General features: G+C 67.8%; 21 protein-coding genes and 1 tRNA gene. 13 read left to right on the top strand and 9 right to left on the bottom strand.

Annotated elements, in window-relative coordinates; translation table 11 throughout:
* Nucleotides 1-14 precede the first annotated feature (14 nt).
* The 4 genes from thrC to argS are packed head-to-tail and all read right to left on the bottom strand — an operon-like array spanning nt 15 to nt 5,638.
* Complete coding sequence (gene thrC / locus BJG92_RS13385) at nt 15-1,121, bottom strand: threonine synthase (protein ID WP_232084495.1); 1,107 nt, start codon at nt 1,119-1,121, stop codon at nt 15-17.
* Nucleotides 1,122-2,480: a homoserine dehydrogenase gene (locus tag BJG92_RS13380; protein ID WP_232084494.1), complete on the bottom strand. Its 1,359-nt coding sequence runs from the start codon at nt 2,478-2,480 to the stop codon at nt 1,122-1,124. It abuts the gene before it with no gap.
* Nucleotides 2,481-3,968 (bottom strand): diaminopimelate decarboxylase, encoded by a 1,488-nt coding sequence (gene lysA / locus BJG92_RS13375; protein WP_232084493.1) that lies wholly within the window; start codon nt 3,966-3,968, stop codon nt 2,481-2,483. It lies immediately after the preceding gene.
* Nucleotides 3,969-3,973: 5 nt separating this feature from the next.
* Nucleotides 3,974-5,638, bottom strand: coding sequence for an arginine--tRNA ligase (gene argS, locus BJG92_RS13370; protein WP_232084492.1), 1,665 nt, complete (start codon nt 5,636-5,638; stop codon nt 3,974-3,976).
* A 234-nt stretch (nt 5,639-5,872) separates the two neighbouring features.
* Between argS and BJG92_RS13365 the strand changes: the two genes are divergently transcribed.
* From BJG92_RS13365 to yidC, 5 genes are all read left to right on the top strand, one after another.
* Entirely contained in the window at nt 5,873-6,319 is a 447-nt protein-coding gene (locus BJG92_RS13365) for a hypothetical protein (protein WP_232084491.1), read from the top strand.
* Between the two features lie 32 nt (nt 6,320-6,351).
* Nucleotides 6,352-7,248 (top strand): FAD:protein FMN transferase, encoded by an 897-nt coding sequence (locus BJG92_RS13360; RefSeq protein ID WP_232084490.1) that lies wholly within the window; start codon nt 6,352-6,354, stop codon nt 7,246-7,248.
* Entirely contained in the window at nt 7,245-8,780 is a 1,536-nt protein-coding gene (locus BJG92_RS13355) for an FAD-dependent oxidoreductase (RefSeq protein ID WP_232084489.1), read from the top strand. The genes BJG92_RS13360 and BJG92_RS13355 overlap by 4 nt, the downstream gene beginning before the upstream one ends.
* 115 nt (nt 8,781-8,895) lie before the next feature.
* Nucleotides 8,896-8,968, top strand: a tRNA-Arg gene (locus tag BJG92_RS13350).
* A 61-nt stretch (nt 8,969-9,029) separates the two neighbouring features.
* Entirely contained in the window at nt 9,030-9,869 is an 840-nt protein-coding gene (yidC, locus tag BJG92_RS13345) for a membrane protein insertase YidC (protein ID WP_232084488.1), read from the top strand.
* 27 nt (nt 9,870-9,896) lie between these two features.
* Here the strand turns inward: yidC and BJG92_RS13340 are convergent, their stop codons facing one another.
* Complete coding sequence (locus tag BJG92_RS13340; RefSeq protein WP_232084487.1) at nt 9,897-10,202, bottom strand: hypothetical protein; 306 nt, start codon at nt 10,200-10,202, stop codon at nt 9,897-9,899.
* Here BJG92_RS13340 and BJG92_RS13335 point away from each other — a divergent pair, their 5' ends adjacent.
* Complete coding sequence (locus BJG92_RS13335) at nt 10,203-11,261, top strand: M4 family metallopeptidase (protein WP_232084486.1); 1,059 nt, start codon at nt 10,203-10,205, stop codon at nt 11,259-11,261. It begins immediately after the preceding gene.
* Nucleotides 11,262-11,304: 43 nt separating this feature from the next.
* Nucleotides 11,305-11,607 carry a protealysin inhibitor emfourin gene (locus BJG92_RS13330; protein WP_232084485.1) on the top strand — a complete coding sequence of 101 codons (303 nt, stop codon included), beginning with the start codon at nt 11,305-11,307 and terminating at the stop codon, nt 11,605-11,607.
* 9 nt (nt 11,608-11,616) lie between these two features.
* On the opposite strand, the gene BJG92_RS13325 is transcribed toward BJG92_RS13330, so the two are convergent.
* A complete protein-coding gene (locus BJG92_RS13325) occupies nt 11,617-12,585 on the bottom strand; it encodes a GlxA family transcriptional regulator (protein WP_232084484.1) in 969 nt (322 codons plus the stop codon).
* Nucleotides 12,586-12,678: 93 nt separating this feature from the next.
* Between BJG92_RS13325 and BJG92_RS13320 the strand changes: the two genes are divergently transcribed.
* Together BJG92_RS13320 and hrpA are read left to right on the top strand one after the other, a co-directional pair.
* The gene (locus tag BJG92_RS13320) at nt 12,679-12,846 is read left to right on the top strand and encodes a hypothetical protein (protein WP_232084483.1); all 168 of its coding nucleotides are present in this window, start codon (nt 12,679-12,681) and stop codon (nt 12,844-12,846) included.
* Nucleotides 12,847-12,914: 68 nt separating this feature from the next.
* Nucleotides 12,915-16,859 carry an ATP-dependent RNA helicase HrpA gene (gene hrpA / locus BJG92_RS13315; protein ID WP_232084482.1) on the top strand — a complete coding sequence of 1,315 codons (3,945 nt, stop codon included), beginning with the start codon at nt 12,915-12,917 and terminating at the stop codon, nt 16,857-16,859.
* An 11-nt stretch (nt 16,860-16,870) separates the two neighbouring features.
* Here the strand turns inward: hrpA and BJG92_RS13310 are convergent, their stop codons facing one another.
* Complete coding sequence (locus tag BJG92_RS13310) at nt 16,871-17,299, bottom strand: HIT family protein (RefSeq protein ID WP_232084481.1); 429 nt, start codon at nt 17,297-17,299, stop codon at nt 16,871-16,873.
* Nucleotides 17,296-18,456: an NAD(P)-dependent alcohol dehydrogenase gene (locus BJG92_RS13305; protein ID WP_232084480.1), complete on the bottom strand. Its 1,161-nt coding sequence runs from the start codon at nt 18,454-18,456 to the stop codon at nt 17,296-17,298. The genes BJG92_RS13310 and BJG92_RS13305 overlap by 4 nt, the downstream gene beginning before the upstream one ends.
* Before the next feature lie 224 nt (nt 18,457-18,680).
* Between BJG92_RS13305 and BJG92_RS13300 the strand changes: the two genes are divergently transcribed.
* The 3 genes from BJG92_RS13300 (at nt 18,681) to BJG92_RS13290 (ending at nt 21,407) form a co-directional block, all read left to right on the top strand.
* Complete coding sequence (locus BJG92_RS13300) at nt 18,681-19,169, top strand: GNAT family N-acetyltransferase (RefSeq protein ID WP_232084479.1); 489 nt, start codon at nt 18,681-18,683, stop codon at nt 19,167-19,169.
* Between the two features lie 51 nt (nt 19,170-19,220).
* Nucleotides 19,221-19,526, top strand: a complete 306-nt coding sequence (locus BJG92_RS13295; RefSeq protein WP_308011658.1) for an NIPSNAP family protein — start codon at nt 19,221-19,223, stop codon at nt 19,524-19,526.
* Nucleotides 19,527-20,012: 486 nt separating this feature from the next.
* Nucleotides 20,013-21,407: a DUF222 domain-containing protein gene (locus tag BJG92_RS13290; RefSeq protein WP_232084478.1), complete on the top strand. Its 1,395-nt coding sequence runs from the start codon at nt 20,013-20,015 to the stop codon at nt 21,405-21,407.
* 16 nt (nt 21,408-21,423) lie between these two features.
* Here the strand turns inward: BJG92_RS13290 and BJG92_RS13285 are convergent, their stop codons facing one another.
* Nucleotides 21,424-22,260, bottom strand: coding sequence for a sulfurtransferase (locus BJG92_RS13285; RefSeq protein ID WP_232084477.1), 837 nt, complete (start codon nt 22,258-22,260; stop codon nt 21,424-21,426).
* A gap of 51 nt (nt 22,261-22,311) precedes the next feature.
* On the opposite strand from BJG92_RS13285, the gene BJG92_RS13280 reads away from it, so the two are divergent.
* On the top strand, nt 22,312-22,846 hold a 535-nt coding region (locus BJG92_RS13280), incomplete at its 3' end, for a pyridoxal-phosphate dependent enzyme (protein ID WP_232084476.1).

Raw genomic sequence — 22,846 nt, 5'->3', positions numbered from 1 at the left:
CGTGGTTTCCACGGTTATCCTTCTTCCAGTCCCAGGGCGGTGGCAACAGTGACCACGTCGTTGCCGACCTTGACAGGCTCGACCTCGCTGCCGTCCTCGGTGCGCAGGGCCCACTGCGGATCCTTGAGTCCGTGACCGGTGACCGTGATGACGATGGTCTTGCCTGCCGGGACCTCCCCGGCCGCCTGCTTCTTGATCAGACCGGCGACCCCGGCCGCGGAGCCCGGTTCCACAAAAACGCCCTCGCGGGCGGACAGCCAGCGGTGGGCGGACAGGATTTCCTCGTCGGTGACGGCCTCGATCACGCCACCGGACTCGTCACGGGCCGCGACGGCGGTGTCCCACGACGCAGGGTTTCCGATCCGGATCGCCGTGGCGATGGTGTCGGGTTCGGTGATCGGGTGGCCGGCGACGAACGGTGCCGCCCCGGCAGCCTGGAAGCCCCACATGACGGGGGTCTTCGTGGAGACCGCGGGCAGCGTTCCGGCCGTGGCGGATTCGAAGGGCGCGCAGTACTCCTTGTAGCCCTTCCAGTACGCGGTGATGTTGCCGGCGTTGCCGACGGGGAGGACATGGATGTCCGGTGCGTCACCAAGCCAGTCGACCACCTCGAAGGCGCCGGTTTTCTGGCCCTGGATCCGCGCCGGGTTGACGGAGTTGACCAGGAATACCGGGTAGGACTCCCCCAGCTTGCGGGCGATGTCCAGGCAGTCATCGAAGTTTCCGTCCACCTGAAGCAGCGTCGCGCCGTGCGCGATCGCCTGGCTGAGCTTTCCCATCGAGATCTTGCCTTCGGGCACCAGCACCACACACTTGAGCCCGGCCGCCGTCGCGTAGGCCGCGGCGGAGGCGGAGGTGTTCCCCGTGGACGCGCAGACCACCGCCTTGGCGCCGGCCGCAACGGCGGCCGTCATGGCCATGGTCATGCCGCGGTCCTTGAAGGAGCCCGTGGGGTTCATGCCCTCGACTTTGAGGTAGACGGCGCTGCCTGTCAGCTCGGAGAGCTGCTTGGCGTGCACCAGCGGCGTGCCGCCCTCGCCTAGGGTGATGACCTCGGTGGCCTCGGTGACCGGAAGACGTTCGGCGTATTCGCGGATGACGCCGCGCCATTGGTGAGCCACTTAGACTCCTTCTACCCGCAGCACGGATGTAACGGAATTGATGACGTCCAGGGCCTTGACGGCCTCGACGGTGGCTGCGAGTGCAGCCTCGCTTGCGCGGTGGGTCACGATCCGCAGTTCCGCTGACTCCACGCGGGAGTGCGCGTCGCGCTGGATGGTCTGGCGCATGATTTCAATGGAGACGCCGTGCTCCGCGAAGAGCTGGGCGATCCGAGCGAGGACGCCGGGCTGGTCCGCGACGTCGAGGCCGATGTAGTAGCTCGTGACCGCGGCGGTGATAGGCAACGCCGAGACCTGCCCCGTTGTGGTCTCCGCGCGGCCGGGGCCGCCCAGGACGATGCTGCGGGCGGCAGAGATGAGGTCACCCATCACGGCGGAGGCTGTCGGCGTGCCGCCGGCACCCTGGCCGTAGAACATGAGCTCGCCGGCGTTTTCGGCTTCGATGAACACCGCGTTGAACGCACCGCGGACTGCTGCCATCGGGTGCTCGCGCGGCAACAACGTCGGGTGCACGCGGACGGAGATGCCCGTCCCGCCGTCGCCGTCTGTTTCCGTGCCTGTTTTAGTGCCTGTCTTTGTGCCTGCGGCGGGTAGTTTCTCCGCGATCGCCAGCAGCTTGATGACAAAGCCTGCGTCCTTCGCCGCGGCGATGTCGGCGGCGGTGACGGAGCTGATGCCCTCGCAATACACATCATCGAGGGAGAACCGCGTGTGGAAGGACAGCGAGGCAAGGATCGCGGCCTTGGAGGCGGCGTCGTGGCCCTCGATGTCGGCGGTGGGATCCGCTTCCGCGTAGCCCAGGCGCTGGGCCTCGGCCAGGGCATCGGCGAATTGCGCCCCGGTCGAGTCCATCTGGTCCAGGATGAAGTTTGTGGTGCCGTTGACGATGCCGAGAACGCGGGTGATCCGGTCGCCGGAGAGGCTGTCGCGGATGGGCCGCAGGATCGGGATCGCGCCGGCCACGGCAGCCTCGTAGGACAGCTGCACACCGGCCTTGTCGGCTTCCTCGTGGAGGACCGGACCCTCCTTGGCCACCAGCGCCTTGTTACCGGTGACAACGCAGGCGCCGTGGCGCATCGCGGTCAGGATCAGGCTCCGGGCCGGTTCGATGCCGCCCATCAGCTCGATCACGAGGTCCGCGTCCTTGACGAGGGATTCGGCGTCGGTGGTGAACAGCTCCCGCGGCAGGTCCACGTCGCGGGCGGCGTCGACATCGCGGACCGCGATGCCGCTCAGCTGCAGCCGGGCCCCGGCACGGGACGCCAGCATGTCCGCGTCGTCAAGGAGAATGCGCGCAACCTGGGCCCCGACATTGCCGCAGCCCAGCAGGGCCACTTTCAGGGTTCGCAATTCAGTCATTCAGACTCCCATGTCGCGGTTGAGCAGATCTTCTTCGGTTTCCCCGCGGACAATCAGCCGGGCAGATCCGTCGCGCACAGCGACAACGCCCGGCCGGGCCAGATAGTTGTAGTTGCTGGACAGGGCCCAGCAGTAGGCGCCGGTCCCCGGTACAGCGAGCAGGTCACCGGCTGCCACGTCCTCGGGCAGGTATACATCTCTAACAACTATGTCGCCGCTCTCGCAATGTTTGCCCACTACGCGGGACAGTTGCGGGGCCGCGGCAGAGGCGCGGGAGGCCAGGATTGCCGAGTAATCCGCGTCATACAGCACCGGACGGGGGTTATCGCTCATGCCGCCGTCCACCGACACATACCGGCGCGGGTACGTAACGTTTTTCGCTGCGTGTGCGTCCGGATCGCCGGCGTCGGGCGCCGGCGCATCCACCCGGACCGTCTTGAGGGTACCCACCTCGTAGAGCGTGAACGTGGTGCTGCCGACGATGGCCCGGCCGGGTTCGATCGAAATCCGCGGCGCGGCAATGCCCAGCTCTGCGCATTTTGAGCGGACGACGGCGGCCATCGCCTGGGCGATCTCGGCAGCCGGCCGCGGGGTGTCCACCGGGGTGTAGGCGATGCCGTACCCGCCGCCGAGGTCCAGTTCGGGCAGCACGATCGAATACTTGGCCTGCATGGCGGCGAGGAAGTCCAGGAGCTTCTCCGCGGCGAGCGCGAAGCCGTCCGGCTCGAAGATCTGCGAGCCGATGTGGCAGTGCAGGCCCAGCAGTTCCACGCTGGCGTAGCCCGAGGCTGCAGCCACGGCTTCCTCGGCCGCGGAGAGCCCGGCCTGTTCGGTGGAATCCCCGGCCATGGAGAGGCCGAACTTCTGGTCCTCATGCGCCGTGGCGATGAACTCGTGGGTGTGGGCGTGCACGCCCGGGGTCAGCCGCAGCATCACCTTCGCCGTTTCGCCGCGGGCGGCTGCGATCTTCGCGACGCGGTCCAGTTCGGCGAGGCTGTCGACGACGATCCGGCCCAGTTTCATGTCCAGGGCGCGGTGGATCTCGGCGTCGGACTTGTTGTTGCCGTGCAGCGCGACGTCGGCACCCGGGATCCCCGCACGGGCGGCGACGGCGAGTTCCCCGCCGGAGGCCGTGTCCAGCCGCAGCCCCTCCTCCTCCACCCAGCGGACCACCGACGTGCAGAGGAAGGATTTGCCGGCGTAGTACACATCCACTCCCCCGCAGATGTCGGCGAAGGCGTCGTTGAAGGCATCGGAGAAGGCCCGGGCCCGGGCGCGGAAATCGTTCTCGCTCATCACAAACAGGGGCGTGCCGAACTGGCGCTGGAGGTCGCTGACGGCCAGTCCGTCGATGGTGAGTTCGCCGCCGTCGTTGCGCTCGACACCGCCGGCCCACATCGGTTCGTGCAGGGCGTTGAGGTCGTCCGGGACGGCGAGCCAGTCCGGGGCGAGCGGGGAGGGTGCAGCGGTGGACGGGTTCGTGGTCATGGCGGTTACATCCGTTCCGGCGCCGAGACGCCCAGCAGTTCCAGTCCGTTGGCGAGCACCTGGCTTGTGGCGTCGTTGAGCCAGAGCCGGGTGCGGTTGACGTCCGTGATGGGTTCCTCGCCCTGCGGCGCCACGCGGCAGGCGTCATACCAGCGGTGGTAGGCGCCGGCGATGAGCTCGAGGTGGCGCGCGACGCGGTGGGGCTCGCGCAACTCGGCGGCCCTGGCCACGATCGAGGGGTAGCTGCCCAGGTAGGAAAGCAGCTCGTTTTCGGTCGGGTGGTCCAGCAGCGAAGCGTCGAAGCTGTCTTTGCCGTCCACACGGCGCTCCACTCCGGCCGCGACGGCGTTGCGTGCCGTGCCGCGGGAGCGGGCGTGTGCGTACTGGACGTAGAACACGGGGTTCTCGTTGCTGTGCTTCTTGAGCAGCTCGGGGTCCAGGGTCAGCGGCGAATCTGCCGGGAAGCGGGCCAGCGAGTACCTGACGGCGTCCTTGCCGAGCCAGGAGATGAGGTCCTTGAGCTCGATGATGTTCCCTGCCCGTTTGGACAGCTTGGCGCCGTTGACGGAGACCAGCTGGCCGATCAGGATCTCGATGTTGACCTCGGGGTCGTCCCCGGCGGCGGCGGCGATGGCCTTGAGCCGGTTGATGTAGCCGTGGTGGTCCGCGCCGAGCAGGTAGATCTTCTCGGTGTAGCCGCGGTCCTTTTTGGACAGGTAGTAGGCGGCATCCGCGGCGAAATACGTCGGCTCTCCGTTCGCGCGGATCATCACGCGGTCCTTGTCGTCGCCAAAGTCGGTGGTGCGCAACCAGACGGCACCGCCGTCGTCGAAAACGTGGCCCTGCTCCCGGAGCCGGGCGACGGCGTCCTCGATCGCGCCGGCGTCGTGCAGTTCCTGCTCGGAGAAGTAGACGTCGAAGTCGACGCCGAAGCCTGCCAGGGTCTGCTTGATGTCGTGCAGCTGGGCCTTGTACGCAGCGCCGCGGATCACCGGCAGCGCCGCAGCGTCGGTCAGTTCGCGGATGTCCGGGTGCTGCGTCAGGACCTCGTGTCCGAGCTCCGCGATGTACTCGCCCGGGTAGCCGCCCTCGGGCACGCCGCGGCCGTGGAGCCTGGCGAGCACGGAGTGGGCAAAGACGTTCATCTGCGAGCCGGCGTCGTTGACGTAGTACTCGGCCGTGACGTCCGCGCCGGAGGCCCGGAGCACCCGGGCGATCGAATCGCCAAGCGCGGCCCAGCGGGTGTGCCCGATGTGCAGCGGCCCGGTGGGGTTGGCCGAGACGAACTCCATGTTCACGGTGTGGCCTGCGAGCGCCGTGTTGGTGCCGTAACCGGCTCCGGCCTCGACAATCGCCTTGGCGAGGGCGCCGGCAGCCCCTGCGTCCACCGTGATATTCAGGAAGCCCGGTCCGGCGATGTCGACGGCGGACACCCCGTCGATGGACTTCAGCCGGGCACTCAGGACGGAGGCGAACTCCCGCGGATTGGTGCCGGCTGCTTTGGCCAGCTGCAGGGCGATGTTGGTGGCCCAGTCCCCGTGGTCCCTGTTCTTCGGCCGCTCAACGCGCACCTCGGCCGGGAGATCGGCTGCGGAGAGTCCGATTTCACCGGCGGCGACGGCGTCCTTCAGGCAGGCGGATATGGCGAGGGAGAGTTCTTCTGGGGTCACGGTTCCAGCCTACCGGTGGCCCCGCAGTGTGGCGGAATCTGGCGCACGTCGTGACGGACGGGCGGTGGCGCGGGCACGCCACCCGGAACTCCCAAGTTTTTCCCACGCCGCAGCCCGAAGTGAACCATTACGCTAAGGACAACGTTGTCATTGGTGTCACCCGCCTTCAGTCACCCGCTTTCAGTCACCCGCTTTCCAGCCCCGTCCGATCTTCGCCAACGAATCGAGTCGCGCATGAATACCTCACTCCGGAAAAGCGTCCTTGTCGGCATCGCCGGCCTGTCCCTGGCCGGGACCGCAGCCGGCTGCGCCCCTGCCCAGACCCCCGCCGCCCAGGCGGATACCCCGCCTGCGGCGGCCACTGCCGGAGCGGCCGCCGGCGCTGCGGGCTACACGGACGGCATTTACTCCGCCGATGGCAACTACACCTCGCCCAACGGCACCGAGACGGTGGGCGTCAAACTGACGCTGGCCGGCGGGGCCGTGTCGGATGTCCAGATCACCCCGCACCCCTCCAACCCCAACACCAAGAAGTTCCAGGGCGAGTTCGCCGGCGGCATCAAATCCCAGATCGTCGGCAAAAAACTTGATGAGATCAAGGTCTCCAAGGTAGCCGGGTCCTCGCTCACCAGCGGCGGCTTCAACCAGGCCGTGGACAAGATCAAGGGCGACGCCAAGTAGGCACCCGGCAGCCGGGCCGTTAAGGAGGGCATGTGCCGCATCCGGGCTGGACGGACTTCAGCTTCGACGGGATTGGTACCCGTTGGGCCATCTCCACGCCCTCCCCGCTGCCCGGTGGGATCCGTCGCCGCATTCTGGCCTCGGTGGCGGACTATGACGCTGTATGGTCCCGCTTCCGGCCCGATTCCCTGGTTGCCGGCGCTGCCCGGCAGCCGGGGCGCTATGAACTTCCACCCGGCGCCGCAGCCCTGGGGCACCTGTATAGGACCCTGTACCGGCTCAGCGGCGGTGCCATGACCCCGCTGATTGGCGGCAGCCTGGAACAGCTGGGCTACGACGCCGGGTACTCGCTGCGCCCCGGTGGCCCTCCGCAGCCCGCGCCGCCGTGGGAGAAGGTACTGGACTGGCAGGGCGCCGTGCTGACCACCAGGGCGCCGGTGGTGATCGACGTCGGGGCGGCCGGAAAAGGCCAGCTCGCGGACCTGCTCTCGGCCGAACTCCTCGCGGCCGGCCTCGACGAGCATTTCATCGACGCCAGCGGTGACCTGCTGAACGCGGGCGGGGAGCCCGCCTCCGGCCGCGCCGCCGCACCGGTTGAGGTGGCGCTGGAACACCCCTACGATCCCAGCCGCGCGATCGGCGTCGTCAGCCTCGGGGCCGGGGCGCTCTGCGCCTCTGCCGCCAACCGCCGGGCGTGGGGCGACGGGCTGCACCACGTCCTGGACGGCACCACGGGAGTCCCGGTGCGCACCGTCGTCGCGAGCTGGGCCATGGCCGGGACGGCGATGGTGGCCGACGCGCTGGCCACCGCCCTGTTCTTTGTGGACGGACCCCGGCTTCGCGGTGAGTTCGAGTTCTCCTGGCTGACCGTGTACTCGGACGGACACGCCGAATACTCTGCCGACTTTGAAGGGGCACTATTTACATGACGGCCACAGTCTCCACCCCCATGGGCTCGCGGCTGGACACGGCTCTGGGCCGGTTCACGATGTACCGGCTGGTGCTCTGGGTCCTGGCCGTGCTGGCCGCCTTCAGCATGCTGCTCGATGTGCTGGGCTGGCTGACCTTCGGGCTCGTGGAAATGATCGCCCATCTTGCCCTCTGCCTGGGCCTGACCTACGCGTCCAACCGGGCCCTGGCCGCGCTCTTCCACGTGCGGCCGCACTCGGAGTCCGCCCTGATCACGGGGCTGCTGCTGTACTTCCTGTTCTGGCCCACCCGGTTTTCCGGCGGTCCGCAGCTGCTGGAACTCGCCGGCGTGGCCCTGGCATGCGTGCTGGCCTCCGCGTCAAAGTACGCGCTGGCATGGCGCGGGCGCCACATCTTCAACCCTGCGGCTGCCGGCGCCTTCATCACCGGACTGACGGGACTGAACATCGCCACCTGGTGGGTCGCCACGCCCGCGATGCTCTGGCTCGTGCTGCCCGGAGTGCTGCTGGTGCTCTACCGGATCCGCAAGCTGCTCATGGCCACCGTCTTCACCGCCGTCGCCGTGTCCATCGTGGCCGCGGATCTCCTGCGGTCCGGGCTGGGACTCGGCGAGGCACTGTGGCAGCCGCTCGCCCAGCGTCCGGTGCTGTTCTTCGCCGGTTTCATGTTGACGGAACCGCTCACATTGCCGCCGCGGCGCCGGCAGCAGTTGGCGCTGGCCGCCGTCGTCGGCGTCCTGTTCGCCGTCCCCTATAACCTCGGCTTCGCGGCCAACTCCCCCGAACTGGCGCTGCTGGCGGGGAACGCGCTCGCCTTCGCCGCCGGCCAGCGCGGCGGCGTCCGCCTCCATTTCGAGGGTTCGCGGCCCCTGACGCCGACGACGACGGAATTCAGCTTCCGCCCGGAGCGTCCGGTCCGCTACAGCCCCGGCCAGTACATGGAGCTGCACCTGCCGCATGAAAAGTCCGATGGAAAAGGCCTGCGGCGCGTCTTCAGCCTCACCAGTCCCCCGGACTCGCCCGTCCTGACGATCGGCGTGGGAACAGCCGAACCGCTCTCCGCGGCCAAGCGAACGCTCCTGGCGCTGGAGCCCGGTGACGAGCTGACGGGCACTGCGGTGGGCGGCGATTTTGTCCTGCCGCGGAAATCCGACGCCCCCGTGCTGCTGATCGCGGCCGGGATCGGCATCACACCGTATCTGGCACAACTGGGCGCAGGCTCCGGCAAGGACCGGGACGTCATCCTGCTGTATCTGGCACGCAATGCCGCCGAACTCGCCTACGCCGGCGAGCTCGAGCGCTCCGGCGCCCGGGTGGTGGCCCGGCTCGCGGACGGCGCCCCGCCGCCGGCGTTCATGCACGATGCGGGCCGGGCCCGGATCGACAGCGCCGCACTGAAGGAACTGGTCCCGGATATCGCGGGCCGGGAGGTTTTTGTGTCCGGTTCACCGGCCAGCGTCCGTTCCCTCCGCGCCGCCGCCCGGGGCGCCGGGGCGCGGAAAATCCATGTGGACTCCTTCGCCGGGTACTGACCGGCTTCGCCCGGGACCGGCCGCCGCCGGCCCCCGGCCGCGCCGATTTTCCCTTGGAGCCCACCTTCCTGCTAAGCTCTAGGACGTCCCGCCGGTAACGGCAGGATCCCTGACTGCCCTCGTAGCTCAGGGGATAGAGCGTCTGCCTCCGGAGCAGAAGGTCGTTGGTTCGATTCCAATCGAGGGCACAAACAAGAACCCCTAGGATCCACTGGATTCTGGGGGTTCTTTCGTGTTGGCTGGCGGTGTGTGAGTGCAAAGGCCGCGCTGCGGCCCTACGAACGGGGACATCGGATGGACATCGGCGCAGCGCTGCTGTTTCCGTTCCAGTGGCTGGTCTCGGCCATCATGGTGGGGCTCCACGACGGACTGAGCGCCATCGGCATGCCGGCGGCCAGCGGCTGGACGTGGACGCTGTCCATCATCGGGCTGGTGCTGGTCATCCGCGCCGCGTTGATTCCCGTATCACTGAAGCAGATCAAGGCACAGCGCCGCATGCGGCAGCTGCAGCCGGACCTGAAAAACCTGCAGGAAGAGTACGACGGCAAGACCGACGCGATGTCCCGCCAGGCCATGGCCCAGGAACAGATGGCCCTGTACAAGAAGCACGGCACCAATCCGTTCTCGGCGTGCCTTCCCCTGCTGATCCAGGTGCCGTTCTTCTTCGCGCTTTTCACCGTGCTCTCCGGCATCCCGACGGCGGCTGCCAACGGCCAGGGCATCGGGGCGATGAGCGCGGAGCAGGTGGTGCAGTTCGGGGAGTCGAGCATCTTCGGCGCCCCGCTGTCGGCGTCGTTGCTCCACGGCGCCGGCGGCAACGTCGTGGCGGTGTGGATCCTCTCGATTTTGATGATCCTCACCATGACGGCGGCGCAGTTCATCACCCAGAAGCACATCATGGCCAGGAATGTGTCCGCGGAGACTATGGCAGGCCCGTTCATGCGGCAGCAGAAAGCGTTGCTCTACGCCTTGCCGATCGTCTTCGGCGCGGGTGGCATCCTCTTCCCCGTCGGCGTCCTGATTTACTGGACCACCACGAACTTATGGACCATGGGGCAACAATTCGTCCTCGACCCGCGGTCCCCCTGAAACGCCGGGCAGGCGGCTTCGGCCGGCTCAGCTCCGGTATTCCACCATGGCCTTGAGCTTCGCCAGCGGCCAGGCGTCGTCAAACATGGCGACAAACTCTTCTTCGCTGTCGAGCTCCACGTCCACCGTCGTTGACCCCCCGGACTCGCTGTTGAACACACTGGTCCACTCCCGGTACGTGGCATCGTCCAGAAACGGGCGCGGCACCCTGCCAATTGTCGGCACCCGCTCGTAGGCTGTCTGCATCGGCAGCGGGGTTCCGGCCGGGTGGCTGGACCGGGTGCCGGCCGCCGCACCACCACGGGATCCCGCCGAAGCACAAAGGGGTCTCACATGTACTGCTCCATCATCCCTCCGTACCTGCTCCGCCGCCTGGCAGCCCAGCGCGACCCGGAGTTCTCGGCGACCGCGCGCGCGGCGAAGGAAGCCCTGCTGCACGTTCCGGGCTTCCTGGCATCCCGCGCGGTTCCCGGTCCCGGCAGCCATCCGGGCATGCGGGAGCTCAAGCCGTCCCCGCCGGAACGGACGGTCTATGACGCCAAGTCCGCCGAGCAGCTCCCCGGCAGCGTGGTCCGCAAGGAGGGGGAACCGGCCACCGGCGACCCGGCCGCCGACGAGGCCTACGACGGGCTGGGACACACCCACCGCCTCTACGCCGAGGCCTTCGGCCGGAATTCGATCGACGGCAACGGCCTCCACCTTGAGGCCACGGTGCATTACGGCCGCATGTACGACAACGCGTTCTGGGACGGCCGGCAGATGGTCTTCGGCGACGGAGACGGCCAGGTCTTCCAGCGCTTCACTAAGTCGCTCAGCGTGATCGGCCACGAGCTGACCCACGGCGTCACCCAGTACTCGGCAGGGCTGGTCTACCGGAACCAGGCCGGCGCGCTCAACGAGTCGACGTCCGACGTCTTCGGTGCCCTCGTCGAGCAGCATGTCCGGCGGCAGTCGACGGCCCAGGCCAGCTGGCTGATCGGAGAAGGACTCTTCACCGACAAGGTCCAGGGGACCGCTTTGCGTTCCATGAAGGCCCCGGGTACGGCGTACGACGACGACGTGCTCGGCAAGGACCCGCAGCCGGATTCGATGGACGGCTACGTGCACACCAGCGCCGACAACGGCGGGGTGCATCTCAACTCCGGGATCCCCAACCGGGCGTTCTGCCTGGTGGCGACGGCTCTGGGCGGCAACGCGTGGGACGCGCCGGGCCGGATCTGGTACGAGACGCTGACCGGCGGCTCGCTGGCCCCCAACGCGACGTTCGGGGCGTTCGCCAAGGCCACTGCCGCGTCCGCCAGCGAGCTCTTTGGCGCCGAATCCGCAGAGCATGACGCCGTGCGCTCCGCGTGGGAAACTGTGAAGGTAAAGTTCCCGGGAGCCCGACGCTAAGCCAGGCTCCCGCAGATCCGAGCCCGATCAAGATCCGAGTCCGATGAAGATAACCGTCCAGCGCAGCGGCGGTGTTGCCGGCATGAAGCGGACCTGGTCCGTGCTGGCCACACCGCCGGATGATGAGGAACTCTGGCAGCCGCTCGTCGAGGCCTGCCCTTGGGACGACGCTCCCAGGACCGCCCGGGCGGCGGCCGGCAGCCAGCCCGACCGCTTCCTGTACAACATCCGCGCCGGGCAGCGACGGGCGGTCCTGCCCGAACAGGCCGTCACGGGGCCGTGGCGCGAACTCGTGGACACGGCCAGGGCCGCGGCAGAGTCGCTGCCCGCCGAGCCACTGGACTGAGCTTCCTGCCTAGACTGCCGCGGCCAGGTGCCCGCGGAACGTGCGGCGGTAAGACTGCGGGCTGGTGTCCAGCACCTTGGCGAAGTGGTGCCGCAGCAGCACCGAGTGGCCAAAGCCGGACTCGCGGGCGATTTCGTCGATGTTGAGGTCCGTGGTCTCCAGCAGTTGCTGGGCACGCAGCACGCGCTGGGAGTTGAGCCAGGCTGCCGGGGTCGCACCCGTCTCGGAACGGAAGCGCCGCGCGAAGGTCCGGGGTGACATATGGACTCGGGCGGCGAGTTCGTTGACCGGGTGTTCCTCGTCCAGGTGCCGCACCATCCACTGCAGCAGTTCCTCCATCGGTTCGGAGCCGCAGGCCGGGATGGGCCGGTCGATGAACTGGGCCTGGCCGCCGTCGCGATGCGGCGGGACCACCATGTCCCGGGCAATGCCGGCCGCGACGTTCGCCCCGAATTCCACCCGGATCAGGTGCAGGCAGGCGTCGATGCCGGCGGCGGTGCCCGCGCTCGTGATGATCCGGCCGTCCTCGACGTAGAGGACGTTTTCGTCCACGAGAGCCGCGGGATACCGGCTGGCGAGTTCCCGGGAGTAGTGCCAGTGCGTGGTGCAGCGGCGCCCGTCGAGGAGTCCCGCCCGGGCCAGCGCGAAGGCCCCGGAACAGATCGACATCACCCAGGCGCCGCGGGCGTGGGCGGCCCGCAGCGTGTCCAGGACGGATTCGGAGACGTCCTCATCCCGGCTGAACGGCGTCATGATGACGAGGTCGGCGTCCGCGGCGGCGTCCAGCCCGAGCCCCACGCGCATGGAAAGGCCGGATTTCATCGGCACGTCACCGGGCTCCGTTGTACAGACGCGGAAGTCGAAGGCGGGAACGCCGCTGCCTCGAACCGACCGGTCGACGCCGAACACCTCGATGACCGTCGCAACCTCAAAGACTGAGAAGCCGGGGACCACGATCATCGCCACTGATTTGATCATGTTTCTATTCTGACAGAGACAGTGGCAGAAAGTATACGTTTTTGGGCATTTCTGCCACTTCTTTCGATCGCCCGAGCGGAGAACCATGAAGGTATGGAACTCATCGGAATTGCCTTCATCGTCCTGATCATCGCCGGCGTCGCAGCCACCGTCCGGGCTCTACGGAAAGACGGCCTCGGCCACAACCCTCCCGTCCGCTCCGAGGAATACTGGACGGCCCGGGATCTCCCCAGCACCAGCTACATGCTGCGGGTCTTCTAAGGCCCTGCCCGGGCGCCGCAGGCACAGGAGGCGTCCCGGACAACTTCCCCAGTAGACTGTGTGCAGCCATGACACTGCATATCTCCTACCCCGCCGAGCTGCCGGTCTCCGAGCGCCGCGAGGACCTGATGGCCGCCATTGCGGCCAACCAGGTGACCATCATCGCCGGCGAAACCGGCTCCGGTAAAACCACCCAGATTCCCAAGATGTGCCTGGAACTTGGGCTCGGCGAGAACGGCCTGATCGGCCACACCCAGCCGCGCCGGCTTGCCGCTCGCACCGTGGCTGAACGCATTGCCGAGGAACTCGGCGTCGAGATCGGCCAGGAGGTCGGCTTCCAGGTCCGCTTCACCGGCCAGGTGGGCCGCACCACCAAGATCAAGCTCATGACGGACGGCATCCTGCTGGCCGAGATCCAGCGCGACAAACTGCTGCGCAAGTACAACGCCATCATCATCGACGAGGCCCACGAGCGCAGCCTCAACATCGACTTCATCCTCGGCTACCTCAAGCGGATCCTGCCCCAGCGCCCGGACCTGAAGATCATCATCACCTCCGCCACCATCGATCCGCAGCGGTTCGCCCGGCACTTCGGCACCGAGGAAGAACCTGCGCCGGTCATCGAGGTATCCGGCCGCACCTATCCGGTCGAGATCCGGTACCGGCCCCTCTCCCAGCCGCCCGGCGGCTCGGCGGCCGGCGCCGAGGAAGTCCCCGCCTCCGACGACGAACTCGAGGAGGACCGGGACCCGCTGGACGCCGTCTGCGACGCCGTCGACGAACTCGCCCTGGAGGCTCCCGGCGACATCCTCATTTTCTTCTCCGGCGAACGCGAAATCCGTGACGCCGCCGAGGCCCTCCACGGAAGGATCCAGTCCAACCGGAAGCTGGCCGGCACCGAGATCCTCCCCCTCTTCGCCCGGCTGAGCCTGCAGGAACAGCACAAGGTCTTCCACCCCGGCAGCAAGCGACGGATTGTGCTGGCCACGAACGTCGCCGAAACCTCGCTCACGGTCCCCGGTATCAAGTACGTCATCGACACCGGGACCGCGCGCATCTCGCGCTATTCGCACCGCACCAAGGTCCAGCGCCTGCCGATCGAGCGGGTATCCCAGGCCTCGGCGAACCAGCGCTCCGGCCGCTGCGGCCGCGTCTCGGACGGCATCGCCATCCGGCTGTACTCGGCGGAGGACTTCGAGTCCCGGCCGCCGTTCACCGACCCGGAGATCCTGCGCACCAACCTCGCCGCCGTGATCCTGCAGATGACCGCCATGGGCGTGGCCCGGGGGCCCAAGGACGTGGAGAACTTCCCGTTCGTGGAACCGCCGGATTCGCGGGCCATCAACGACGGCGTCACCCTCTTGCGCGAACTCGGCGCACTCCGGCCGCCGGCCTCCGGCGGCCTGACCGCCGTCGGGCAGCAGCTTGCCCAGCTGCCTGTGGACCCGCGGCTTGGCCGGATGATCGTCGAATCCGGCAAGCGCGGCTGCGTCCGCGAAGTCATGATCCTGGCGGCCGCGCTGACCATCCAGGACCCGCGCGAGCGTCCCCAAGGGGACGGCTCAGGCAAGCAGCAGCTCGCCGCGGAGAAACACGCGCGGTTCCGGGACGAGAACTCGGATTTCACCGGGTTCCTGAACCTCTGGAACTACCTCCAGGAAAAGCAGCAGGAACTCTCCTCCACGGCGTTCCGCCGGCTCTGCCGCGCCGAGTTCATCAACTACCTGCGCGTGCGCGAATGGCAGGACCTCTTCGCCCAGCTGCGCCAGCTCGCCCGGCCGCTGGGCATCAGCCTGGACAACCAGCGCCTGGCCGATCCCGTGGGCAACCACGAGAGCATCCACATCAGCCTGCTCGCGGGCCTGCTGAGCCACATCGGCATCCTCGACGAGCGCAAGCGGGAGTACGCCGGCGCCCGCGGCAGCCGCTTCGCGGTCTTCCCCGGCTCGGCGCTGTTCAAAAAGTCCCCCACCTTCGTGATGGCTGCCGAACTGGTGGAGACGAGCCGGCTGTGGGCCCGGGTGGCCGCGAAATTCGATCCGCTCTGGGTTGAGCAGGTGGCCCCGGACCTTCTCAAGCGCAGCTACAGCGAGCCGCACTGGTCCAAGAAGATGGGCTCGGTGATGGCCCATGAAAAGGTCACACTCTACGGCGTACCGATCATTCCGAGCCGCCGAATCAACTACGGCACAGTGGACCCAGAGCTCTGCCGGGAGCTGTTCATCCGCCACGCCCTGGTCGAGGGCGACTGGCAGACCCACCACAAGTTCTTCCACCGCAACCGGGCGCTGCTCCACGAGGTCGAAGAGCTTGAGGCGCGGATGCGGCGCCGGGACATCCTCGTGGACGACGAGACGCTCTTCGAGTTCTATGACGCCCGGATCGGCAAAAACGTCGTGTCCGAGCGGCACTTCGACAAGTGGTGGAAGGACGCGCGGCAGCAGGACCCCGCGCTGCTCGATTTCGACCAGGCTCTGCTGATCAGTGAAGACGCCGATGCCCTCGATGACTCCGCCTACCCGAAGTCCCTGCTGCACAAGGGCTTCGAGCTGCCGCTGAGCTACGAATTCCACCCTGTCGCGCCCGGCTCGCCGCCCAACCCGTCCGACGGCGTCACGGCCGAGGTGCCCGTTCTGTTCCTGAACCAGCTCGACGACGCCGCCTTCCGCTGGCTCATTCCGGGCCAGCGGGTGGAATTGGTGACGGCCCTGATCAAGTCGCTCCCCAAGCAGATCCGCAAGAACTTTGTTCCGGCGCCCGATGTGGCCCGCCAGGCCGTGGCCGCCCTGGAAACCGACTTCGATCCGGCCGCCGACGAGCTCGAAGCCTCGCTGGAGCTGGTCCTGCGCCGGATCCGCGGGCAGGTCGTCCCGCCGAAATCCTGGAACTGGGATGCCGTGCCTTCACATCTGCGCGTCAGTTTCCGCGTGGTGGATTCCCGGGGCAAGGTGCTGGACGAGGGCAAGGACCTCCCGGCGCTGCAGGAACGGCTGGCACCGGCCACCCGCCGCGCCATCGCCGAGTCACTGGGCGCCACCCCGGCGACCACCGCACCGAAGACCGGGGCCCGGGCGGCTGCTCAGGCCTCCGGAAACGGCGCCGGCCCGGCGGCCGGGACGCTCTCGGCCGCCTCGACGGGCTTCGTGGAGAAATCAGGCCTCACCGCCTGGTCCTTCGGAACAGTGCAGCGCCAGGTTCAGGGCATGGTCAAGGGCCACACCGTCACCGGCTACCCTGCGCTCGTGGATGAGGGGAGCTCCGTGGCCCTGCGGTTGTTCCAGACCGGCACCGAACAGGAACCGGCCATGCGCGGCGGCGTCATCCGCCTCCTCGCGCTGAGAGTTCCGCCGCCGGACCGCTACGTCCTGGAGCACCTGAACAACACCGAAAAGCTAACGTTCAGCCAGAACCCGCACGGCTCGGTGACAGCCCTCATCGCGGACTGTTCCCTCGCCGCGATCGACAAACTCACCCCCGCCGAGCTCCCGTGGGACGAAACCTCTTTCAACGCGCTCTATGAGAAGGTCCGGGCCGAGCTGATCGACACGGTCTTCACCGTCACTGCCGTCGTCGAACGTATCCTCGCGAGCACCCGGCGGATCGAGAAGCAGCTCAAGGGCACCACCAGCCTGGCCCTGATCAGCGCCCTCAACGACGTCAGGAGCCAGCTGGAGCAGCTGGTCTACCCCGGTTTTGTAGCACGCACGGGTTACGCCCAGCTCAGCCAGCTGCCGCGCTACCTCGCCGCCATCGAGAAGCGCCTCGAAAAGCTTCCCGGCAACGTCCAGCGCGACGCCCTCCACATGACGGCGGTCCAGGCCCTGGAGGACGACTACGACGACGCCGCGTCGGCGCTGCTGCCCGGCCGGAGGGCAGGCTCGGAGTTAACCCAGGTCCGCTGGATGATCGAAGAGCTGCGGGTGAGCCTCTTCGCCGTCGAACTCGGGACTGCCTATTCGGTCTCCGAAAAGCGGATCCGGGCCGTGCTGAACAAGGCGCTGGCGCCGGCCTAGCGGGCCGGATCCTAGGCGTCGGGTACCTGCTCCGCGTAGCCCGCCGTGCGGAGGCCTTCGCGGAGTTTCTCGGCGTTGGCGTCCAGCCGGGCGGGGTCGGGGTGCTGGTCCACCGCGCCGAAGTCGAAGTCGGCCATCGAGTCGGAGGGCCACACGTGGACGTGCAGATGATTGATCTCGTAGCCGGCCACGATCAGCCCGGCCCGGGCCGCGCCGAATACGTCCACCTGGACTGCGCCGATCCTGCGCGCAACCTCCATGACCCGGGCGAGGAGTTCCGGGGAAGCGTCCGTCCAGCGGTCCACTTCCTCGGTTGGCACCACGAGCGTGTGGCCGTCGGCGAGCGGGCCCGCCGTCAGGAACGCGACGACGTCATCCTCGCGCCAGACGAAGCGGCCCGGGATCTCGCCGTTGATGATTTTGGTGAAGAGAGTGCTCATGCGTCCGCCTTATCCGTCGGGGACCCCAGGGTGCTGACGTCCAGGACAAAACGGTACTTCACGTCGCCGGCAACCATGCGGTCATATGCTTCGTTCAGCCGGTCCGCGCTGACCACCTCGACGTCGGACACCACACCGTGCCCGGCGCAGAAGTCCAGCATCTCCTGGGTCTCCGCGATGCCGCCGATCAGCGACCCCGCATACGCGATCCGGCGCCGGATCAGTGCACCGGGGTTCACTGGCGGCATCGCCTCGGAGGGCAGGCCCAGCTGGAAGAGTGCGCCGTCCAGGCGCAGGGTACGGAAGTAGGGGTTGAGGTCGTGGGGCGCGGCGACGGTGTCGATGATGACGTCGATGCTGCGGTCCGCGGCCTCCATCGCCGCCGGGTCCATGGAGAGGACGACGTCGTCGGCACCCAGTTCGCGGGCTGCAGCGAACTTCTGCTCCGACGTCGTGAAGACCTTGACCTTTGCACCCATGGCCTTGGCGATCTTGACGGCCATATGGCCGAGGCCGCCGAGCCCGACGACGCCGACGACGTCGCCCTCCTCGACGTCGAAGTGGCGCAGCGGGGAGAAGGTGGTGATCCCGGCGCACAGCAGGGGCGCCGCGGCGGCAGGGTCCAGGCCCTCCGGGACCCGCAGGACGTAGCTGCGGTCCACCACGATCGAGGTGGCGTACCCGCCCTGGGTGATGGCGCCGTCGTTGCGGGCATCCTTGGCTCCGTACGTTCCCACCATGCCGTTTTCGCAGTACTGCTCGAGGCCGTCGAGGCAACTGTCGCACTCGCGGCAGGAATCGACCATGCAGCCCACCCCCACGAGTTCACCGGGGGTGAAGTCGTCGACGGCGGAGCCCACCCGGGCCACCCGGCCGACGATCTCGTGGCCAGGGACCAGGGGGTAGGTGTCGCCGCCCCATTCGCCGCGGGTGGCGTGGACATCCGAGTGGCAGAGGCCGCAGAACTCGATGGCAATCTCGACGTCGTCCGCCTTCGGCGCACGGCGGGCGACGGTCAGCGGTACGAGGCCGCTGTCGCTGGCGGTGGCACCGTAGGCGGCGGCGAGCGTGGGGCCGGCGGACCCGGCATCGATCGGATCCGTGAGGTCGGGCAACGGCCTGGCAAGGGGTGGCGGTACGGGGCGTCCTGGAGTCATGGTCCGACGCTACCCCCGGGGGCGGAGCGTGGCCAATCAGAGGCGTGCGCCCTGCGATGCTAGGAAACCGCTTCCCGCAAAAATGATGCTCCTAGAGGTGTCAAATCCGGCTTTGCTTCTGAAGCGCCGGGCAAGCAGTCGTGGACGGTTGCCTGTCGATCACGGCATGGTCTCTTGGTCTTCCGGCAACTATCTTCTCTGGCCGGTCCATTAGATTTGTGAGCATGATTCAGATTGAGCGTGACGACCCCACGCGCAGGGACGTCCACCAACTCCTCAGCGAACACCTAGCGGACATGTTTGCTACATCTCCGGCCGAAAGCGTGCACGCGTTAGCCCACTCAGCACTGTCCGAACCGTCCATCACGTTCTGGACAGCCCGTGAAAAAGGCGAACTCCTGGGATGCGGCGCCCTTAAACTCCTCGATTCCCCGGATGACCCTGCACGGGGAACCCCACATCAGTTTGGCGAGATCAAGTCCATGCGCACCACGGCCAGTGCACGCGGCAGGGGCGTAGCAACCCTCATGCTCAGGCACATCGTGGACGAAGCCCGGCGCCGCGACTACGAGCGGATCTGCCTTGAAACAGGGACCGATGAGTATTTCGCTCCGGCACGTCGCCTCTACGTCCGCAACGGATTCACCGAGCGCCCGCCGTTTGCGGACTACACCCGGGACCCAAACAGCGTCTTCATGGAACTTCGCTTCTGAATCTCCTTTGGCCCCAAGCACGCCGCACGTCTAACGAAAGAGGACGCATCTGTGATCACTGTGCACCTTCGATATGAGATCAATTCAAACAAGCTCGCTGACTTTGAAGAATATGGGCGGCGGTGGATCCGCCTCGTCAACGGGCTGGGCGGAGTGCATCACGGTTACTTCCTTCCTAGCGAAGGTGACAGCGACGAGGCCTTCGCCCTGTTCACCTTCCCTTCACTCTCGGATTATGAGAAGTACCGATCAGCGGCAGCAGTGGATCCCGAGTGCATCGAGGCAGTTCGATTCGCAACTCAAACAGACTGCATCCGACGGTACGAGCGACGGTTCCTCTCACCCATGTTCGAATAACCGGCCATGACACGGCCGCAGTACCGCGTCGACGGGGTGTCTCAAACTTTGTGCACGTTCCAGGAGCCGTGGACTGTCTCAGCTCTCGCAGACACGCCGGAACCTGGCGCAGCGGTTTCAATAGCGCACCGACTTGCTGTTGCTCCCGGAATTGAGGAGGGGCTGGTCGTGAAGGGGGCGACCTGATAGAGGGCGTGGTTGGGAGCATCGGCGCGTAGCTGTCGAGGATTTCCTGGAGCGGGCCGCAATTGACGTGTGTCAAAGATGTGGTTCGGCCGTCGAGTAAGGATTGGGCGGCTTGGTAGGCGTCCAGAGGGTCGGACTTGCCTCTCATCCGGCGCGCTGCGCGGTTCGGGCGGTTCACTTCAGGCTCCTAGGAAGTCATGTCCGCCTGGCACATCACCAGCTTCGATGGAACTTGCTGAGTCATGCCGGCTCAAGACCTTTTCCCGTATTAATGTCGTAGGTGCGCTATAGCCTTTTTCCATGGACGGCAAGCAGGGGCCCGACGTGGCTCAGAAGGCGGAAAGCGGCGCGACGGTTGCGGATGTTGCCCGTCTGCTGGCCGCGGTCCGCCCTTGCGATGACGACGACGGCGGCGCCGGGCTGATCGACCAGCTCCGCGGCCTGGAGGACCTCAAGTGCGCCGAGGCCGCCCTGCAGGCGAGGATCACGGTGGCCTTTGATCTGGCGCAGCGCCGGGCCCAGGCCCGCAGCGGGGTCCCCGCCGCGGAGCTCGGTGCCGGCGTCGGCGCGCAGATCGCCCTGGCCCGGCGCGAATCCCCCGCCCGCGGCGGCCGGCTCCTGGGACTCGCCAGAGCCCTCGTCACCGAAATGCCCCACACCCTCGCAGCGCTGGAGACCGGGGAGCTGAACGAATGGAGCGCCACGCTCTTGGTGCGGGAGACTGCCTGCCTGCCCGCGGCGGACCGCTGCGCCGTCGACGAGGAGCTCGCCGCCGATGCCGGAACCTTCGACGGGGCCGGGGACCGGGCCATCATTGCCGCGGCCCGCACCGCCGCCTACCGGCGCGATCCCCGGTCCGTCACGCAGCGCGCGAGTCACGCCGCGTCCGAACGGCACGTCTGTCTCCGCCCGGCCCCGGACACCATGTGCTACCTGACGGCGCTCCTCCCGGTCGCCGAGGGCGTCGCCGTCCATGCCGCCCTGACCCGGAACGCCGATGCCGTCCGCTCCGCCGGGGACCCCCGCTCCCGCGGGCAGCTGATGGCCGATGCGCTGGTCGAACGCATCACGGGCACCGCCGGCGGGATCAGCGGCATCGAGATCCAGCTCGTCATGACCGACCGCACCCTGTTCCAGGGCAACGCCGAACCCGCCCGGCTCCCCGGCTACGGCATCGTCCCCGCCGGCTGGGCCCGGACCCTGATCCGGGGCGCGGACACGGGCACGGACAGCTCTGACGTACCAGGGGCAGAGGACCGGGACCAGCCCATGAACGTAATGCTCCGCCGGCTCTACACCGCCCCCAGCACCGGAGAGCTCGTTGCGATGGATTCCAAGGCCCGGCTCTTCCCGCCCGGTCTGCGCCGGTTCCTTCTGTCCCGCGACGATACCTGCCGGACGCCCTATTGCGATGCCCCGATCCGGCATCTGGACCACAGCATCCCCTGGCGCAGCGGCGGAACGACGAACCAGGCCAACGGCGCCGGGCTCTGCGAAGCCTGCAACCACACCAAAGAAGCCCCCGGCTGGAGCGCCCACCCTCGACCGGGGCCAAGACACACGCTCCAACTTACGACGCCCACCGGTCACAGCTACCACTCCACGGCTCCCCCGCCGCCGGGAACAGAGGGCGAACGGCGGTCCCGGCAACGGACTGGGCCGGACGGCGGATCGGTAGCCCTGCGGCCTAACTGAGTACGCCTGGCCGCAACTACTTTCCGCTGCCGGTGACAACCTCGTTGGAGGGATCATTGGACCATTCCGAAAACGAGCCTGGATACAGTGCGGCGGGGAAACCGGCGATCTCCAGGGCCGCGATCTCATGGGCCGCGGTCACGCCGGAACCGCAGTACACGGCGGTGGGCACGTCGGGTCGCACGCCCAAGCGGGTGAAGCGCTCCCGCAGCTCATCGGCCGGCAGGAACCTGCCGTCGGCGCCGACGTTATCCGCAGTGGGGGCACTCACGGCTCCCGGGATGTGCCCGGCCCGCGGGTCCACGGGCTCGAATTCACCGCGGTAGCGCTCCCCCGCACGGGCATCGAGCAACAGTCCCTGCTGGCCCCAAAACTCCGCCTGCCCGGCGTCGATCACGGGCATGGCGTCCCCGGAAAGACTGACGTCCCCGGGCGCCGGCTGTACCAGCCCGGCGTCGAGCGGAAATCCCGCTGCGCGCCAGGCGGCCAGGCCGCCGTCGAGCAGGAAGACGTCGGCGAAACCTGCGTTGCGCAGCATCCACCAGAGCCGGGCGGCGGCGAGGTTGCCGGTGTCGTCGTAAGCCACCACGACGTCGCCGCTGCCGATACCCCAGCCGCGGGCGGACTGCTGGAACTGCTCTCCTGGAGGCAAAGGATGGCGTCCGCGGCTCGGGTCGGCGGGACCGGCAAGCTCGGTGGCGAGGTCCACGTACACCGCACCGGGGAGGTGCGCCCCGAGGTAGTGCTCCCGGCCGTGCGGGTCACCCAGCGCCCAGCGGACGTCCAGCAGGACCGTCCGCGCGCCGGAGTCCAGCCGGGCCTTGAGTTCCGCAGCAGCAATAAGGGTGTCCATCCGCCCACTCTAACGGTGGGCATGCAGCCCCGCGGGTAGGCTGGTCCGGTGATGAGAGAGCGCACGCAGGACCGGGCCTGGGCCGAGGAGGCCATCCGCAGAATCAACGCGGAAAACAACCGGTCCGCCGACACCCACCTCTATTCGGTGCCGCTGCCGGAGCACTGGGGCGTCCAGCTGTACCTCAAGGACGAATCAACGCACCGCACCGGGAGCCTCAAGCACCGGCTGGCGCGGTCGCTGTTCCTCTTCGGACTGGTTAACGGCTGGATTGCCGAGGGCACCACCATCGTGGAGGCCTCCAGCGGCAGCACCGCGGTTTCGGAAGCATATTTCGCCCAGCTGCTGGGCCTCCCGTTCATCGCCGTCATGACCCGGACCACCAGCCCGGAAAAGATCGCCCTGATCGAACAGTTCGGCGGCTCCGTCCTCCTGGTGGACCATGCCTCCGAGGTCTATCAGGCCGCCGGCGAACTGGCCAGAAGCACCGGCGGCCACTACATGGACCAGTTCACCTACGCCGAGCGGGCCACGGACTGGCGGGGGAACAACAACATCGCCGAGTCGATCTTCGGGCAGCTGGCAC

It is taken from the genome of Arthrobacter sp. SO5 (genome assembly GCF_020532805.1).
Lineage (GTDB): Bacteria > Actinomycetota > Actinomycetes > Actinomycetales > Micrococcaceae > Arthrobacter.
Note: the sequence above shows the minus strand (reverse complement) of the source record. Positions and strands in the feature narration are given on the sequence as shown.